Annotated in this window: 15 protein-coding genes; 6 read left to right on the top strand and 9 right to left on the bottom strand. The window is 60.4% G+C overall.

Annotated features, from left to right (window positions below):
- The first annotated feature begins 1 nt into the window (after position 1).
- Entirely contained in the window at positions 2-610 is a 609-nt protein-coding gene (gene leuD / locus HQ912_RS12845; RefSeq protein ID WP_173406871.1) for a 3-isopropylmalate dehydratase small subunit, read from the top strand.
- A 58-nt stretch (positions 611-668) separates the two neighbouring features.
- On the opposite strand, the gene HQ912_RS12840 is transcribed toward leuD, so the two are convergent.
- The 3 genes from HQ912_RS12840 to HQ912_RS12830 all read right to left on the bottom strand — a co-directional run bounded on the left by HQ912_RS12840 (position 669) and on the right by HQ912_RS12830 (position 3,852).
- Positions 669-1,610, bottom strand: coding sequence for a LysR substrate-binding domain-containing protein (locus HQ912_RS12840; RefSeq protein ID WP_047225608.1), 942 nt, complete (start codon positions 1,608-1,610; stop codon positions 669-671).
- A 194-nt stretch (positions 1,611-1,804) separates the two neighbouring features.
- Positions 1,805-2,812 carry a TRAP transporter substrate-binding protein gene (locus HQ912_RS12835; protein ID WP_047225607.1) on the bottom strand — a complete coding sequence of 336 codons (1,008 nt, stop codon included), beginning with the start codon at positions 2,810-2,812 and terminating at the stop codon, positions 1,805-1,807.
- 119 nt (positions 2,813-2,931) lie between these two features.
- The gene (locus tag HQ912_RS12830) at positions 2,932-3,852 is read right to left on the bottom strand and encodes a LysR family transcriptional regulator (protein ID WP_160892132.1); all 921 of its coding nucleotides are present in this window, start codon (positions 3,850-3,852) and stop codon (positions 2,932-2,934) included.
- Positions 3,853-4,034: 182 nt separating this feature from the next.
- Between HQ912_RS12830 and HQ912_RS12825 the strand changes: the two genes are divergently transcribed.
- The 4 genes from HQ912_RS12825 to HQ912_RS12810 all read left to right on the top strand — a co-directional run bounded on the left by HQ912_RS12825 (position 4,035) and on the right by HQ912_RS12810 (position 9,130).
- Entirely contained in the window at positions 4,035-5,237 is a 1,203-nt protein-coding gene (locus HQ912_RS12825; protein ID WP_139049846.1) for a CaiB/BaiF CoA transferase family protein, read from the top strand.
- A gap of 58 nt (positions 5,238-5,295) precedes the next feature.
- Positions 5,296-6,210: a hydroxymethylglutaryl-CoA lyase gene (locus HQ912_RS12820; protein ID WP_173406870.1), complete on the top strand. Its 915-nt coding sequence runs from the start codon at positions 5,296-5,298 to the stop codon at positions 6,208-6,210.
- 286 nt (positions 6,211-6,496) lie between these two features.
- Complete coding sequence (locus HQ912_RS12815; protein WP_047225603.1) at positions 6,497-6,952, top strand: (2Fe-2S)-binding protein; 456 nt, start codon at positions 6,497-6,499, stop codon at positions 6,950-6,952.
- 42 nt (positions 6,953-6,994) lie between these two features.
- Positions 6,995-9,130: a xanthine dehydrogenase family protein molybdopterin-binding subunit gene (locus HQ912_RS12810; protein ID WP_173406869.1), complete on the top strand. Its 2,136-nt coding sequence runs from the start codon at positions 6,995-6,997 to the stop codon at positions 9,128-9,130.
- 11 nt (positions 9,131-9,141) lie between these two features.
- Here HQ912_RS12810 and HQ912_RS12805 read toward each other — a convergent pair whose 3' ends face one another.
- A complete protein-coding gene (locus HQ912_RS12805) occupies positions 9,142-10,050 on the bottom strand; it encodes a LysR family transcriptional regulator (RefSeq protein ID WP_173406868.1) in 909 nt (302 codons plus the stop codon).
- 231 nt (positions 10,051-10,281) lie between these two features.
- Here HQ912_RS12805 and HQ912_RS12800 point away from each other — a divergent pair, with 231 nt between their 5' ends.
- Positions 10,282-10,776 carry a DoxX family protein gene (locus HQ912_RS12800; protein WP_173406867.1) on the top strand — a complete coding sequence of 165 codons (495 nt, stop codon included), beginning with the start codon at positions 10,282-10,284 and terminating at the stop codon, positions 10,774-10,776.
- A gap of 81 nt (positions 10,777-10,857) precedes the next feature.
- On the opposite strand, the gene HQ912_RS12795 is transcribed toward HQ912_RS12800, so the two are convergent.
- The 5 genes from HQ912_RS12795 to HQ912_RS12775 form a co-directional block, all read right to left on the bottom strand.
- Positions 10,858-12,075, bottom strand: a complete 1,218-nt coding sequence (locus tag HQ912_RS12795; protein WP_260990082.1) for a lipase family protein — start codon at positions 12,073-12,075, stop codon at positions 10,858-10,860.
- A gap of 156 nt (positions 12,076-12,231) precedes the next feature.
- Complete coding sequence (locus HQ912_RS12790; protein WP_047225599.1) at positions 12,232-13,236, bottom strand: alpha/beta hydrolase fold domain-containing protein; 1,005 nt, start codon at positions 13,234-13,236, stop codon at positions 12,232-12,234.
- Positions 13,237-13,320: 84 nt separating this feature from the next.
- A complete protein-coding gene (locus HQ912_RS12785; RefSeq protein WP_047225598.1) occupies positions 13,321-13,638 on the bottom strand; it encodes a DUF4387 family protein in 318 nt (105 codons plus the stop codon).
- Between the two features lies 1 nt (position 13,639).
- Positions 13,640-15,007, bottom strand: a complete 1,368-nt coding sequence (locus HQ912_RS12780) for an acyclic terpene utilization AtuA family protein (protein WP_047225597.1) — start codon at positions 15,005-15,007, stop codon at positions 13,640-13,642.
- Positions 15,004-16,032 carry a phosphoglycerate dehydrogenase gene (locus tag HQ912_RS12775; protein ID WP_047225596.1) on the bottom strand — a complete coding sequence of 343 codons (1,029 nt, stop codon included), beginning with the start codon at positions 16,030-16,032 and terminating at the stop codon, positions 15,004-15,006. The genes HQ912_RS12780 and HQ912_RS12775 overlap by 4 nt, the downstream gene beginning before the upstream one ends.
- Between the last annotated feature and the right edge of the window lie 48 nt (positions 16,033-16,080).

The following is a 16,080-nucleotide window of genomic DNA, read 5'->3' as shown; positions in this document are numbered from 1 at the left end:
AATGCAGCCATTCACCATCGTTCGCGGTATCGCCGCACCGCTGCCCGCCGCGAATGTGGACACCGACGTCATCATGCCCAAGCAGTTCCTCAAGGGCATCGATCGCAATGGGCTGGACCGCGGGGTCTTCTTTGACTTGCGTTTCCTGGCCGATGGCGTCCCCAATCCGGCGTTCATTCTCAATCAGGCCCCTTGGGATCACGCCAGTTTCCTGATCACCGGACCTAATTTCGGTTGTGGTTCCAGCCGCGAGCACGCGGTCTGGGGGCTGAAGCAATTGGGTATACGCGCACTGATCGGCACGAGTTTCGCTGGTATTTTCTACGACAACTGCCAGCGCAATGGTGTTCTGCTCATTCAGTTGAAGGAGTCAGAACAGCAGGAGATCAGCCATCTCGTTGGGTCACCTGAAAACTCGCAGATCACGATCGATCTGCATGCCCAGCAGATTCACCTTCAGAGCGGAAAGATGATTGGGTTCGAGATGGACCCCTTGCGTAAAAAAGCGCTGCTGGAAGGTCTCGATGCGATTGGTACAACGCTTGAGCACACGTCACGAATCCGCGACTTCGAGGCACTGCACCATCGTTTGAACCCCTGGCTTGCCTGAGCCTCGAGCGAACAAGGGCCTGCATCCTGCGGGCCTGCGGGGCCGGACAGAACTGCCGTCAGGCGCGGGCCGTCTCCGGTAGCCGCAGCCTTTTCAAATAGCTCTCCAGAAACTCCACGCACACGCGAAGTTTGGCCGAATCCGCCAGCCTGGTCGGATACACCGCCCAGACGTTCGCGCTTTGGGTGTAATCGGGCAGCACGCGGACCAGCTTGCCTTGATCCAACAGTGGCTGAACATCCCACAACGACCGCAGAAGCACCCCGCGCCCAGCCAAGGCCCATTGCAGTACGATTTCTCCGCTGTTGGATGACAATCTGCTGCTGACCCGTACAACCTCATCGCGGTTGGCCTGATTCAAATGCCACACACCGAATGGATTGTTCCGCTCCTTCAGGACCAGACAATCATGATGAGCAAGATCCTTGAGAGTGATCGGGACCCCTCGCCGCTCCAGGTAATCCGGTGTGGCACAGAGCACTCGGTGGTTACTGAGCAGCTTGCGGCTGATGTGATGGCCCGGCAAGTCGTCACCCACGCGGATCTCCAGATCAAAGCCTTCGGCAACGATGTCTACCACGCGGTCGAACACATCCAGCCGCACCTCCAGTTCCGGGTAGATCGATGACAACTCTGCAATCGCAGGGGCAACATGATTGCGCCCAAAACCGAAGCTGCTGCAAATGTGCAGCAGGCCACGAGGGGCTTGGCGAATCTCGGTGAGCTCACCAACGAAATCATCCATGTCGTCGAGAAAGCGAATCGCCCAGCGCTGGGTTTTTTCTCCCGCTTCAGTCAGCGCAATGCGTCGAGTGGTGCGATGCAAAAGCCGCGTGCGCAATGTCTGCTCGAGCACGCGAATCCGTTTGCTCACGAAGGCCGGCGAGAGCCCAAGCTCATCCGCGGCACCGGCAAAGCTGGATTTGCGAATGACGGTCAGGAAGACCCGAAGGTCCTCCGGCAGAGGCGTTTGAACACGAAATGTGTTTTCTGGTGTCATGACTGCCCGGCCTGCTCCACTTTTTTGCGAAGAATAGCATCTACTGATCCGCCCCCCGTCAGCTTATGCCCAACCCGTTCGGCAGCCCCAGGGAGATGGCCGGGATGTCAGTGATCACGATCAGAACCAGCAGCAAGGCAAACTTCGAGAGACGCCTTCGGCCACCCCGAACGGGCGACCGTGGCTGGGGAACTTCAGTTGGATTGGTTGGCCGCCTGGGCCGCTTCGATCAGTTCGGTACCGATCTGCGTTTCGAAGGCTTTCCAGGCAGGACGCACGGCGTTGCGCCAGGCATCACGTTGCTGTGGGGTCAGGCTGATGATCTCGCTCTTGCCCGAATCGATGATGCCCTGCTTGGCCTTCTGATTGAGCACCTCGGCCTGCTTGTTCACTTCGACAGTGACCTCATCGATGATCTGCTCCAGCTCATCGCGTACATCTGCCGGCAAACCATTCCAGAATTTGGTGTTGGCGATCAGCAGGTAGTTGCCGATGGCATGGTTGGACTCGGTCATGTACTTCTGCACTTCATAGTATTTCTGGGAATAGATGTTCGACCAGGGGTTGTCCTGAGCATTCACCACCCCCGTCTGCAGGCCCTGGTAGATCTCGGCGAACGCCATCTTGCGCGGCACTGCGCGCAATGCGCTGTATTGCGCGGCCTGCAGGTCAGAGGGCTGCACGCGGAACTTCTGCCCGCGGGCATCACTTGGCTTGACCAGCGGCTTGTTCGCGGTCAACTGGCGCATACCGTTGAGCCAGTAGGCCAGCCCGGTGATGCCCTTGCCTTCCATTGACCTGAGCAGCGCCTTGCCTTTGTCCGACTGTTGAAAGCGCTGCGCTGCCGCCACGTCGTCGAACAGGAACATCAAGTCGAACAACTGCAATTGCTTGGTGTACTGCTCCAGTTTCGAGGGTGCCGGCGCCAACATCTGCACCTCACCCAGCAGCAACGCTTCCATCTCCTTGCCATCGCCGTACAACGACGAATTGGAGTAGACCTGCACTTCGACTTTACCCGGCAGGCGCTCCTCCACCAACTTCTTGAACATCAGGGCGCCCTGCCCCTTGGGCGTGCTGTCGGCGGTGATGTGGGAGAACTTGATCAGAATCGGCTCGGCGGCCTGGACAGACAACGCACCGACCAGGGCAAAGCTGGCAAGCACCCCGGTCAGGCCACGACGCACGGATGGATACTTCATGGTGAGCTCCTATTGTTTTTGTTCGAGCGTTGGGGACGTATCCCCCTCAGTCCGTTTGGACTCTACCCCCCGTCCCTACGCCACTGAAATTCATATTTGAACAATGCTGCCTTCGGCTTTCACGAAGGCTCGACCATGGAAGCCTCCCGTTGTTCGCTGCTCATCAGGTGTTCGAGCATCTGGCGTGCCGTCATCGACAGCGCTTCCAGGCTGCGCACGGCAATCTTCAACTCGCGACGCGCCCAGGGATCGTCCAGCGCAATGACCTGCACATCGAGCGCCGGCAGATAGGTCCGCACGGCAAGCTCCGGCAGGATGCCGATCCCCATGCCGGTGTGGATCATCCGGCAAATGGCTTCGAAGCTGCGCACCTGGATACGCAGGCGCAATGGCGTGCCCAAATGACGCGCTGCCTGTTGCAACAGGCCGTGCAACGAGGCGTCCTGCTGCAACCCGATGAAGTCGTAGCTGACCGCTTCGTGCAGGCTGATGCGGCTGCGTTCGGCCAGCGGATGCGCGCGTGGAGTGACCAGCACCAACCGATCGTGGCGGTAGTTGAACACCTGCAGCTCGTCGGCGGGCACATGGCCGGCGAAGATGCCGATATCGGTAAGCCCTTCGTGCACCGCACGGATGGCTTCGCTGCTGACCCGCTCTTCCAGATCGATTTTGACCTGCGGGTGCAACCGGGTAAAAGCACTGAGGTCCTCGGGCAAGAATTCGATCACCGCCGAGGTGTTGGCATGAATGCGCACATGCCCCTTGACCCCCTCGCTGAACTCGCTGAGGTCGGCATTCATCTGCGCAAGGTTGTCCATCATATTGCGCGCGTGATGCAGCAGCGCATGCCCGGCCGGCGTCAGTTCGACGCCCTTGGGCTGGCGGTAGAGCAAGGCGATTCCCAGCTGGTTTTCCAGGTCGCTGACCCGTTTGCTCACCGCCGCCAGGGCCAGGTGCTCGCGCTCGGCGGCCTTGGTCAGGCTGCGCTCATCGGCGATGGCGACAAACAGCTTGAGGGTGACGAAATCGATACGACGCATAGGCGCGGCCTCCTGTCAGTCGTGTATCACGACGTGCAGCACGATGAAGAACAGTTTCAAGGTTCTCACAGGTGGTACTTCGCAGGATACGAAGCCTGGCTTGGTCATTGATCAATTGTTCAGTCCATGGGCCTGAGCCATCCTGCCTGACAAAGAACAGCGCACGACCCAAAGGTGCAGACATGACAGAACAACACGCAAGCAGCATGGCGCTGCAAGGCCTGAAGGTCCTGGAGATGGGCCAACTGATCGCCGGCCCGTTCGCCAGCAAGATGCTCGGTGAGTTTGGTGCCCAGGTGATCAAGATCGAGCCGCCGGGTGTTGGTGACCCGCTGCGCAAGTGGCGCAAGCTCAAGGACGGCACCTCGCTCTGGTGGCATGTGCAGTCACGCAACAAGCAGTCGTTGACCCTCAACCTGAAAGCAGCGGAAGGTCAGGAGATTGTTCGCCGGCTGGTGGCCGAAGCCGATGTACTGGTCGAGAACTTTCGCCCCGGCACCCTGGAAAGTTGGGGACTGGGCTGGGACACGCTGTCGAAGATCAACCCGCGCCTGATCATGCTGCGCATCTCCGGCTACGGGCAGACCGGTCCCTATCGCGACCGCCCCGGCTTCGGTGTCATCGGCGAGGCCATGGGCGGCCTGCGTCACCTCACCGGTTATCCGGGTCAGGCACCGGTACGGGTCGGCATCAGCCTGGGCGATTCGTTGTCTTCCCTGTATGGGGTCATCGGCGTGCTTCTCGCTTTGCAGGAGCGCCAGAACAGCGGCATGGGCCAGTTCATTGACGTGGCGCTGTACGAATCGGTGTTTGCGATGATGGAAAGCCTGGTGCCGGAGTACGACGCCTGCGGATACATTCGCGAGCCCGCCGGCAGCGCCCTGCCGGGTATCACGCCGTCCAACTCCTACCCCTGCAACGACGGGCATTTTGTACTGATTGCCGGCAATGGCGACAGTATCTACAAACGATTGATGCACCTGATCGGCCGCCCGGATCTGGCCGAGGACCCGCGCCTGGCGCATAACGATGGACGCGGCGAACACGCCGAGCGCATCGATGCGGCCATCGCCGAGTGGACCCGGCAACGCGACCGGGACCAGGTCCTGGAAGCACTGAATCAGGCGTTGGTGCCGGCCGGCTTTCCCTACACCGCCGCCGATATCGTCAAGGACCCACACTACCTCGCGCGCCAGATGATCGAGACCGTGCAGACCAGCGCCGGCGCGCTGAAAGTGCCGGGTGTACTGCCCAAACTCAGCCGCACCCCAGGGCGTCTCGGCGCTGGCGGCCCGCAATTGGGCGAGCACACCGACGACCTGCTGGCCGGTCTGGGCCTGAGCGGCGAACAGGTCCGCGGCCTGCGCGAGCGCGGCATCATCTGAACAAGGACGCGCCTGCAAAACAGCTTGCGCTCCTCACCGTTACCCGGAGAACCGCCCCATGAGCAAACGCCTGTACATCCAGGAAGTCGTCACCCGCGACGGCTTCCAGAGCGAAGCCCAGTTCATCCCCAGCGAAGACAAGATCGCCCTGATCGATCGCCTGGCACAAACCGGCCTGGCGAAGATCGAAGTCACCTCCTTCACCTCGCCCAAGGCGATTCCCAGCCTGCGCGATGCCGAAGCGGTGATGCGCGGCATCCGTCGCGTGCCAGGGGTGGAATACAGCGTGCTGGTGCCCAATGTGAAGGGCTGTGAGCGGGCATTGGCCTGCGAGGTTGACGAGATCAACCTGGTGATGTCGGCCAGCGACAGCCACGGCGTGGCCAACCTACGCATGACTGCCGAACAATCGCTCGAGCAGTTCCGCCAGATCATTGCCGTCAGCCAGGGTAGCGGCGTGTTCATCAATGCCTCGTTGTCGACCGCCTTCGGCTGCCCGTTCGAGGGCCAGGTCGCCGAAGCGCGGGTCCACGGGCTGATCCAACGCTTGCTGGACATTGGCGTGCAGGGCGTGACCTTGTGTGACACCACTGGCATGGCCGATCCGGCGCAGGTCGCGCGCATCTGCCGTGAAGCCCTGGCGCGCTGGCCGCAGACCCCGTTTACCCTACACTTTCACAACACCCGAGGCATGGGACTGGCCAATGCCCTGGCGGCACTGGACGCCGGTATTGATCGTTTCGATGCCTCGCTCGGAGGGCTGGGCGGCTGCCCCTATGCACCTGGCGCCAGCGGTAATATTTGCAGCGAGGATCTGGTGCACATGTTCCAGCGCATGGGCCTGGACACCGGTGTCGACCTGGACAAACTGCTGGCGGTGGCGGCCACCCTGCCAACGCTGGTCGGTCACCCGGTGCCAGGGGCAATTCTCAAGGCCGGCAAGTCCGACCGACGCTATGCAAAAGCTCAATAGATACCAAGCCGGTAGCCTCGGGCCGAGGCTACCGCGCCGATAGTCGAGCGCCTCACCGCCCCCTCCAGAATCGGCCGATATTGTTATTGCGCCCTGCACAGACCATTCAAATCTGCTGGCTTTATAGCCGGAGCAGCTGCCTTGTAAGCTCCCTCTCGATCCCCATTGGCGACAAAGCCGGTGAGTGATTGCCGATCATCGATCCGGTTTGAGCGCGCCGGTATCCGTCGCCATCGGTGTCTTCAATGTCGCCACGGATCTTCTCTTCACAGACTGGGAGTCAACGATGAAGCTACAGGTCAATGAACGCGAACTGGAGGTGGATGCGCCCGCCGATATGCCGCTGTTATGGGTCATTCGAGACCTCATGAACATGACCGGCACCAAGTTCGGTTGCGGTATGGGCCTATGTGGCGCCTGCACCGTGCATATCGACGGCTCGCCCCAGCGCAGTTGCATCACGCCGGTCGGTGCCCTGGCCGGTAAAAAAATCACCACTATCGAAGGGCTGTCAGCCGATATCAGCCATCCGGTTCAGCGTGCCTGGACCGAACTGGATGTGGTCCAGTGCGGCTATTGCCAGTCCGGTCAGATCATGGCCGCCGCTGCATTGCTGACCAGCAACCCTGCCCCCACCGACGCCGACATCGATCAGGCCATGGCCGGCAATCTATGTCGTTGCGGTACGTACCAGCGCATTCGTTTGGCAATCCACCGGGCCGCCGAACTGAGCAAAGCCTGACCCCATCCTCTCAGCCACCTTTCAGCCAGGGAGTGCTCTGCAATGAATGCCATGATTGTCTCTTCTCGTCGCAGTTTTCTTAAGTCTGGCGCCGTGCTCGGCACTGGCCTGATTGTCGGTTTCACGGTGCCCGCTGGCAGACGCCTGATGGCGCAAGACCTAGAGTCCGCCGAATTCGCGCCCAATGCATTTCTGCGCATAGCCGCGGATGACAGCATCACCATCTTCCTGGCTCATTCCGAGATGGGTCAGGGGGTCTGGACCACCCTGACCCTGCTCATCGCCGAAGAACTGGACGCGGAGTGGAGCACACTCAAGGTCGAGCATGCGCCGGCCGCCGCCGTCTATGCCAGTCTGCGGCGTGGGTTTCAGGGCACGGTCGGCTCTTCCAGCATTCGTGATGAGTTCGAGCGTTATCGCCGGGCGGGCGCAATGGCGCGGGCGCTGTTGATCCAGGCAGCGGCCATTCGTCTTGGCCAGGCACCCAGCGCATTGCGCACAGAACATGGAGAGGTCATCGCCGGCAACACCCGTCTGCGCTATGGCGAACTGGCCGAACAGGCCGCCACGCTCCCGGTGCCGGATCCGGAGACGCTGCCCCTGAAAGATCCGGCAGCCTGGACGCTCATCGGCAAGGGCGCCCTACGGCTGGACTCGCCAGAAAAGATCAGCGGTCGCGCGAAGTATGGCATCGACATCCAGTTCGAAGGATTGCTCTGCGCCGTGGTTGCACGGGCGCCGATGCTCGGCGGCAGCGTCCGCGCCTTCGATGCGACCCAGGCCAAGGCCCTGCCCGGCGTACGCCATGTGGTTCAGGTCCCCAGCGGCATTGCGGTCGTCGCTGATCACTACTGGGCGGCCAAGCGCGGGCGCGATGCGCTGCAAGTGCAATGGGAGGCTGCAAGCGGCACCGTCATCCTCGACAGCGACCAGCAACGCCAGGATTTAACCGCCCTGACCCACACACCGGGTGAAGTCGTCACGCAACGCGGCGAGGTGGAGCAAGCCCTGAAGTCTGCCCGCAAGGTAGTCGAGATGGCGTACACCGTGCCCTACCTCGCGCACGCCACAATGGAGCCACTCAACTGCACCGTGAAGCTCAGCGACGATGGCTGCGACATCTGGGTCGGCAGCCAGATGCAAACGTTCAATCAACGAACCGCCGCAAAGATCACCGGTCTTGCCCCTGAGCAAATCCGTATTCACACCACGTTCCTGGGCGGCGGTTTTGGCAGGCGCGCGTTGCAGGATTTCATCGCCGAAGCGGTGGAAGTTGCCAAGGCAGTGAAAGTGCCGGTGAAAACCCTCTGGAGCCGCGAGGATGATATGCAGGGCGGTTACTACCGGGCAGCCTTCGCCCAACGCCTGCGGGTTGCCCTGGGGGCGGACGGGCGACCGGTAGCCTGGTCGCAAACCACGGCGGGGCAATCGATATTTCCGGATGCGCCGGGCGTTCACCCGACGTCTGTCGAAGGCATGAGCGACTCGCCCTACATCATGCGCAGCCCGGCCTATCGGGTCGAAGCGCACTCCCCTCGGTCAAACATTCCGGTGTGGTATTGGCGCTCCGTTGGACACAGCCACAATGCGTTCGTCATGGAGAGCGCGGTGGATGAACTGGCACACGCCGCCGGACAGGACCCACTGGCGTATCGCCGCCTGCTGCTTGAATCGGACCCACGGCACCTGGGCGTGTTGAACCTTGCCGCCGAACGCTTCGGTTGGGGGCGCACGCCAGCACCGGGACGCGGCCACGGCCTCGCCGTGCATCAATCATTTGGCAGCTACTGTGCTCAAGCGGTGGAGGTTTCCATCGAAGGTGGGAATATCCGCGTTCATCGCGTGGTGTGCGCGATCGACTGTGGCATCCCGGTCAACCCTGACAACATCAAGGCACAGATGGAAAGCGCTATTGTCTTCGGCCTCAGCGCAGCGCTGTTCGGGCAGATGAGCATCAAGGAGGGTCGTATCCAACAGTCCAACTTTCACGATTACCGGGTGCTGCGCATCAACGAAATGCCGCAGATCGAGGCGCATGTGCTGCCCAGCACCGAGAGCCCTGGCGGTGTAGGCGAACCCGCAACGCCCCCCATCGGTGCGGCGGTGGCCAACGCGGTCTTCGCCCTGACGGGTCAACGCTTGCGCGAACTGCCGTTGCGTCCATCGAGCAGTACATGAAGCGAAGGCCTTCAGGTCAGCGGGCCAAAGCGTTCGGCATACAGGGCGCTCACCCACTCGACAAACACCTTGAGTCGTGGAGAGAGCTGGCGGTGATAGGGATACAACACCGAAACCGGGAGTCCGGGACTGGGCCAGCCACCGAGGACCTCGACCAACTCCCCTGACGCCAGGTATTGCTCCACGCGAAAGCGCGGCACCTGGATCAGTCCGCAGCCGTTCAACGCACAGCAGCAGTATGACTCGGCGTCATTCACTGAAATCCAGCCCCCCGGCTCCAGCTCGACCACTTGGCCGTCAATGACAAAGGTGAACGGGTAACGTATGTCGTGATTGCTGGCAAAAAAGCCCACGGCCTGATGTTCAGCAAGCTGCTGTGGAAACATAGGCGTGCCGTGTTCGGCCAGATAGCCGGGGCTGGCACAGACCACTTCAGGCATCAACGCCAGCCGCTTGGCCACCAGCGACGAATCACGCGGGTTACCTGCACGGACCACGCAATCGACGCCTTCGCTCACCAGATCCACCAGCCGGTCGCCGCAGCTGATGACCAGGTTGATTTGGGGATAGCGCCGATGAAAATCCTGGATGTTCGGAAGGATGATCCGAGTCGCATGGGTCCCGTGCAAATCCAGACGCAAAGTGCCGCGCGGATTCGCCACGACCGTGCTGAGTGAAGACTCGGCGTCCTCCAGATCTGCGAGCACAGCCTTGCATCGCTCATAGAAGGCCTGGCCGTCGAGTGTCGGCCGCACCCGCCGGGTTGTACGCTCGAGCAGACGCGCACCGAGCTGCCGCTCCAGCTCCTTGATGGCCAGCGTAGCTGTGGCTCGCGGGATATTCAGACCGTTGGCGGCACGAGTAAAACTGCCTTGCTCGATGATGCGGATGAACAGTTGCAAGGCATCGAATTTGTCCATCGTGTGACGCCCTTTTATTGGTGAGAGATGAACAGTCTTACCCGCGATGCCTGACTAATCCACCCCATCGAAGCAATCAGTATCACTTTCACGACGGTGCAAGGTCCAGCGTGGGCCGATTGTTTATGGGAGGTGAATGGTCATGGCAGCCCCGTCGATTTATCCATCGGCAGGAAGACACCACACTGTCCTCATCAACCTTTTGATAAACGACTCCAGGACATCATTCAGATGAAACCGACATCTCACGCTCCCAATGCTGAACAGCCCTCGAAGCTGGTCGTCCCGGCCCTGGGTATTTTTTATCAATGGGGCGAGCCTCTCGCCTATGCAATGCTCCGGTTATGCCTGGGGATCATCATGGTGACCCATGGCTTGCCCAAGCTGTTGGGAACTTCACACGGCTCGATGGCGGATCCCATGGCGGGTTCGATTCACTTGATCGCAAACGTCCTGCATCTGCCATTCCCCGCGCTATTGGGCCTGTTCGTCGCCTGGCTTGAAGGTTTGGGTGGGTTGCTGCTGGCGCTAGGATTGGCCACCCGGCCGTTGGCGGTGGCGATGGCCATACAGATGGCGGCGATCGCTTACATCCTTGGCCCGAACTGGCCCTGGATAGACCGTGGCATCGAATACCCGGTGTTGATGGGCGTTCTGTTCACTTACATCGCCTTCAAGGGGGCCGGTCGTCACTCACTGGACCGCCTATGGGGGCGTGAATTCTGACGTCTGCGCGACGCTTATCGACCGGCATCGGCTGACAGTCGATAAGCACGGCGGTTAAATGAGCAACGGATTCACCCGTGTTCAATCATCGTTGAATGGAGCGCTCGGATTCCTTTCACCCGGCGCCCCAGGCCGCTGAATCGTGGCGCAGTTCGAATCATAGCCCTGCGCCTCGAGTTGGGCGCGTGCAAAAGCAAACGCTTCATTCAACGAGCCATGCATCACCCCGTCATGCCCCAATCCTTCATAGGTTTGCCAGGTGACCTGGTTTCCAGCCGCGCACAGCGCCGCCGCCACCGCGTACTGTCGTACCGGGGTGATGGTCTCATCGGCCTGGCCGGTGGCAATCAGCAATGGAAAAGCGATCGTTGCCTGGGGCATATCGGTCGTGGGCGTGCGCAGTGCGCTCAACGCTTGCGCACTGATGGTCAGCAACTGCGAAAACGAACCGATTTTCAGCTCCCGCGACTTGAGGGCAATTTCCCGCGTACAGCTTTGCCGGGCAACGTCGAGAAGCTGCAGCCCTTCAGGCGTCAGTAGGTCGTCTATTCGGGGCGCGTTGTCGCGTAACCCGCCAGTGGCCAACGACAGGAAGATCGTATTGGAATGGCGCGCCTCAAGCGCGATGGGCCCGTCGGGGAATGTGCTATTGGGCGCTGTGATAACCGCACCGAGAATATTGAGTTCAGGTGCATAGCTGGCGGCGAGTATCGACGCGCCCAGAGCGGCGCCGCCCCCCTGGGACTGCCCCGCCAGGATCGTGCGGTTGGCAATCACACCGGGCTTGAGTGCGCGGGCAGCACGGACCGCATCCAGGACAGAGCTGCCTTCGGCCTGCCAGACCGTATAAGGGTGAGGCCCTGGCCCCCCCAGGCCTTGATAATCAGTGGCCACGACGGCGAATCCGCGCTCCAGCCAACGATTGATGTACGCAGCGTCACGCGCTCTGAACCCGGTCCACGAGGGCGCGCATATGTCGGCGATCCCCAGCGTACCGTGGGCCCAGGCCAAGAGCGGCCAACCTTCAGACGGAGCAGGACCGCTCGGCATGAACAGGGTGCCGCTGACAGGCACCTGGCCTGAGTGCCAACGCTGGTCCGTGGAACTGTAGAGCATGCGTATGGTTTGCGCTGCGGCTGGCACCCGCTCCTGCGGTTTGAGCGTTTCGCTCCTCAGCAAAACACCGGGAACAGTGGGCATTGGGTCCTGCCAGCGATAAAACGCAGAAAGCTCCATATCACCTGCGGCACGCCCTACCGGAAGTTCACCGGCAGCCATTGCGCTGAACGCAAGGGTCATGATGCTCCCAAGACAGATCCGCGTCACAAGTGAAGAAGCAAGGGTTCGAAGAATCAGCATTTAGCGTTCGCCTCATGATGAAGAAGGCCCCAGCACAATGGTCTGGAGGCCACGAGAGTCAGTGTTCAGGATCAGGATGACTGGCCGGACGGCGCACTACGCCAGTGCCTGACGCAACGCAGTGGCTTGGGTGAAAATCACATCCCGTACGACAGGTGCAACTTCATTGAATCGCAGGAACCCGTGGGTCATGTTCGCAAGGACTTCCAGGTGCGTCGCCACACCGGCAGCGTGCAACTTATCCGCCAGCTCACAGTTTTCGTCGTACAACGGATCAAGTTTTCCGACGATCAAGCGCACAGGCGGGAGCCCAGCCAGATCAGCGGTGATCGGCTGCACCCGCCAGTCATCTTCATCCTCGGCCAGGTAGCTCGCCCAATAAGCGCTCATCGTTTTGGCAGACAAGTTTTGCCCGCCATACCCACCGAGTCTCTGCCACGAATCGGAAGAAACGCCTCGGGAATAGGAGCCGTAGTACAGCATCAGCTGTCGCACCGCATCCATTCCAGCGTCGCGCAGCGCAAGGGCGGCGCCCAGGGCCAGATTGGCGCCCGCCGAGTCCCCACCCAGGGCATACCCCCGCACAGGACAATGAGTGATTGTCCCCAGGTTGATGACCCTGCTGACTATCGACACCACCTCGTTAAACGCCACTGGAAAACGGTATTCCGGCGAGAGGGCATAGCCGATGGACAACACCGCCAAGCCGCTGTCACGCACCAACTGGCGCAGAGGAGCGTCCCAATCGGCGAGTGCTCCGTGTCGAAACCCGCCGCCGTGACAATAGAACAGCAGCAAGGGCGTCTCATCGTCTTCCGGCCAATACAGCTTGCACGGAACAACCCGACAATTGACCGAAAACTCCAACATGCGCTCGCAGGACAAAGGCACACTGGGTCGCGACGCCCATGCGCTGATTCGTTGCAACTGCGCGCGAACCTTCTGAATCTCTCCTTCGACGACAGGAAGCAGACCCAGCTCGCGTAACGTCGCCGCGACGCTGACCAGGTCTGGATGAACCTCGTTAGGATCGACGAGCACCACGTCTGTCCCCTCACCGCCCACTTTCGGGTTGTCGCACTTCTCACCGAGCCTGGACATCGCCACCTCTGATTATCGGTTGTCTGCCGCCACGTTGAACAACGGCGCCATTAAGAGCCTGCCTTGATGAATGGCTGGCGCTGGTCATTGTTCGGATTCCAGGATCGCGTCCCTCACCATGAAGGCCCATTGCGCGCCGTGCATATCACGATCCTGCAGAGCCCCCTGCACCACGGGACGCGGCAGGCTGATCTTGATCACATTCAATGCATCGATCCGAAACACGCTGATCGACTCGACGGTCCGGCGAAAGAGCTGAGCAATGGCCGGCGCTTGCAGTTTCGGTTCGCCCGCCAGCTGGGCAAAAACATCCGAGTCCTGACAAAACACATCAATGGTCAAAGAAAAGGGGCCGGCGTTCTTGGAGCGGATTTCGTAGCCGAGTGCTTCCATGGTATTCATCTCACGCCGCCTCAATGGTTTTCATGTCAAATCGAAAAGGTGCCAACGGATTCGCCACGACCATCACATGGCTGAGCACGAACTCATAAACCACTCCCCGGTCCATCGAGGCTGGAGAGAATGGAAACGCATGGGTGGGCAGGTCTTTGTCACCTGGCAACGGGAAGTGCAACAGGTAAGGATTGAGCAAAGCGACGATGTCTTTCGTGCGTTCGGCAGTTGCGGAAGTCGCCAGGGCCATGACGCCTATTTCCACTGGGGTGGCGGATCGCGATTCAAAATCCCCCAACGCCGCGTTCTTGCCAATCGCGCGAAACTGCAGGTCGTAGTCGCCCGATCCGATATTCAGATGTTTTTCTATTCGCTGGCGCATCACCGAATCGAGACAGGCGAGCCATTCATCGAAGCGCTCAAGGTACTCGGTGTCCCGGACAATACTCATGACAACCGATTGAAACCCGCAAGGCGCCGCACCTTCCAGCTTGACGGTGTAGTCTTCACTGGGTTTCCAGATCGAGCCTTCTACCCGCACCGTTCGCTCGTCGATCGCGGTGTACACAGCCCCCTCGACATCCAGCACACCACCCGGCTCGACGAGCACGTAGGGATTGCTGTTCTCATAGAGCATGTGAGCCATCACCGATCGTGGCGTAAGCCGGGCACCCTCACCAATCGCCTCGATGGTGAATCCCGTTTCGTCAATGGTTGCCATGACCACGGCCTGGGCGGGTGTGGTGGTACAGGATGCGCCACATTCTAGAATCTTCCCGGCGTGCCAGGCGGCCCCTGGATGCCCCCCTCGCATGATCGGGAGCGACGCCATGACGGCGGTGTCCGTGGAGCGACCGGCCAGGATGATGTCCGCGCCTTCCTGGAGCGCATGAATGAAGGGTTCCACGCCCATGAGCGCGACTATTCGAGAACAGCGATCCACCAAGGCATCATCAATAAAATCAAGCTGCAGCGGTTTGATCCGCTTCTCCAAAAGTGCTGTTTTCACAGAACTTGCTGGCTGCTCGCTGTAGATGCCCGCGATACGTACGGTCTGCCCCAGCTCTGCCGCGACCTCCTCACAGAGCCCGCGCATCAAATCGACACCCGCGTCGGAACCACAGGTTCCGCAGCTGCCAATGATGAGCGGGATCCCCAGCTTTTCCCGGGCCTGCATGAAGACCCGAAGCTCTGCGCGCAATATCGAAGCAGAAGACTTCGTCGTGCCAGTACCGAGATAGTGCGGACCCGAGTCGGTGGACCCCGCATCCATTGCAATCACATCGGGACATTCCAGAAGCGCCTTCTCAAACGCATCTCTCGGGAATCCGGTGCCGATTGCACCCGTTGGCGTAAGCACCTTGATCTTGACGTTCATGTATTTTCCTTTGCAACGGTATGTCGACGGCCGTCTGCGATGACACAGTGCCCAGGCGGGCTCCGCCCTTCCAGGACCGCCACCACACACTGGGCTGCAATTAAATTGGTGCGATTCAAGCCTTCCACCGTAGAGGCGCCGGCATGGGGGGTCACGACCACGTTGGGAAGTTTGATGAGCTGCTCTGTCACTGCCGACAGTGAAGGGTCGGACTCGCTTTCGAACACATCGAGTCCTGCCCCGGCGATGTCTTCCTGTTGCAGGGCTTTCAACAGATCCGCGTCGCGCACCAGGCCACCTCGGGCGGTATTGATCAGCACGGCGCCAGCTTTCATCGACTTTAAAGCGCGGCTGTCAATCATTCCCCGGGTCTGCGGGTTAAGGGGGGCATGAAGCGTAATGAAGTCACTTTCCTGAAACAGGGTCTCCAGATCTACGAAGCAGCTCTGCCCCCCGTTGGCTTTTTGTGAGCTGTCTGGGCGAGGGGCATAAATCAGGGGTTTGACTTCGAACCCGGCGAGGCGCAGCAAGACGCCTTTGCCGATTCTGCCCAATCCGACGATTCCGACCGTTTTGCGATACAGGTCACCGCCCAAGGGAATGCTCCAGTCGTTGGCAGACAGCCCCGCCTGACATTGTTTTAGCTTGCGACACACCGCGAGCATCAGCGCAATCGTATGGTCAGCGACACTTGCATCATTTCCACCGACGGCGATCGTTGCGACCTTTCCGGCCGCTTCCACCGCCACCGTATCAATGCGCTCATACCCCACGCCACGGCGGGAGATCACCTTGAGCCGAGGGAGCGAACCGAGCAGGCTGGCCGTCACATTCGCGTGCCCTAAAATCCACCCGTCAGCGTCAATCAGGAGGTCGATCAATTGCCGCTCACTCAAACTTCCGTCGGCAACTCCCGGCGCAAGTTCTGCGATGATGACTTCACAACCGCAATGCTTGAGAAAATCAAGGGTCGCCGAATCAAAAAAACGTTGTGTGACGACAACCCGATGACGAGTTTTAGGCATCGCGCACCTCCCGACATAGTTTAAATAACCCGTATTCCATGAGCACAC

The organism is Pseudomonas sp. MPDS (genome assembly GCF_013283895.1).
Taxonomy (GTDB): Bacteria; Pseudomonadota; Gammaproteobacteria; order Pseudomonadales; family Pseudomonadaceae; genus Aquipseudomonas; species Aquipseudomonas rhizophila.
The sequence above is the reverse complement of the archived record's forward strand: the minus strand, read 5'-3'. Positions and strand labels throughout refer to the sequence as shown.

What these genes read in the sequence shown, in the direction of transcription:
- leuD (WP_173406871.1), top strand. Translation starts at nt 2, where the DNA reads ATGCAGCCATTCACCATCGTTCGCGGTATCGCCGCACCGCTGCCCGCC.
- HQ912_RS12840 (WP_047225608.1), bottom strand. Translation starts at nt 1,610, where the DNA reads ATGACACCAGAAAACACATTTCGTGTTCAAACGCCTCTGCCGGAGGAC.
- HQ912_RS12835 (WP_047225607.1), bottom strand. Translation starts at nt 2,812, where the DNA reads ATGAAGTATCCATCCGTGCGTCGTGGCCTGACCGGGGTGCTTGCCAGC.
- HQ912_RS12830 (WP_160892132.1), bottom strand. Translation starts at nt 3,852, where the DNA reads ATGCGTCGTATCGATTTCGTCACCCTCAAGCTGTTTGTCGCCATCGCC.
- HQ912_RS12825 (WP_139049846.1), top strand. Translation starts at nt 4,035, where the DNA reads ATGACAGAACAACACGCAAGCAGCATGGCGCTGCAAGGCCTGAAGGTC.
- HQ912_RS12820 (WP_173406870.1), top strand. Translation starts at nt 5,296, where the DNA reads ATGAGCAAACGCCTGTACATCCAGGAAGTCGTCACCCGCGACGGCTTC.
- HQ912_RS12815 (WP_047225603.1), top strand. Translation starts at nt 6,497, where the DNA reads ATGAAGCTACAGGTCAATGAACGCGAACTGGAGGTGGATGCGCCCGCC.
- HQ912_RS12810 (WP_173406869.1), top strand. Translation starts at nt 6,995, where the DNA reads ATGAATGCCATGATTGTCTCTTCTCGTCGCAGTTTTCTTAAGTCTGGC.
- HQ912_RS12805 (WP_173406868.1), bottom strand. Translation starts at nt 10,050, where the DNA reads ATGGACAAATTCGATGCCTTGCAACTGTTCATCCGCATCATCGAGCAA.
- HQ912_RS12800 (WP_173406867.1), top strand. Translation starts at nt 10,282, where the DNA reads ATGAAACCGACATCTCACGCTCCCAATGCTGAACAGCCCTCGAAGCTG.
- HQ912_RS12795 (WP_260990082.1), bottom strand. Translation starts at nt 12,075, where the DNA reads ATGACCCTTGCGTTCAGCGCAATGGCTGCCGGTGAACTTCCGGTAGGG.
- HQ912_RS12790 (WP_047225599.1), bottom strand. Translation starts at nt 13,236, where the DNA reads ATGTCCAGGCTCGGTGAGAAGTGCGACAACCCGAAAGTGGGCGGTGAG.
- HQ912_RS12785 (WP_047225598.1), bottom strand. Translation starts at nt 13,638, where the DNA reads ATGAATACCATGGAAGCACTCGGCTACGAAATCCGCTCCAAGAACGCC.
- HQ912_RS12780 (WP_047225597.1), bottom strand. Translation starts at nt 15,007, where the DNA reads ATGAACGTCAAGATCAAGGTGCTTACGCCAACGGGTGCAATCGGCACC.
- HQ912_RS12775 (WP_047225596.1), bottom strand. Translation starts at nt 16,032, where the DNA reads ATGCCTAAAACTCGTCATCGGGTTGTCGTCACACAACGTTTTTTTGAT.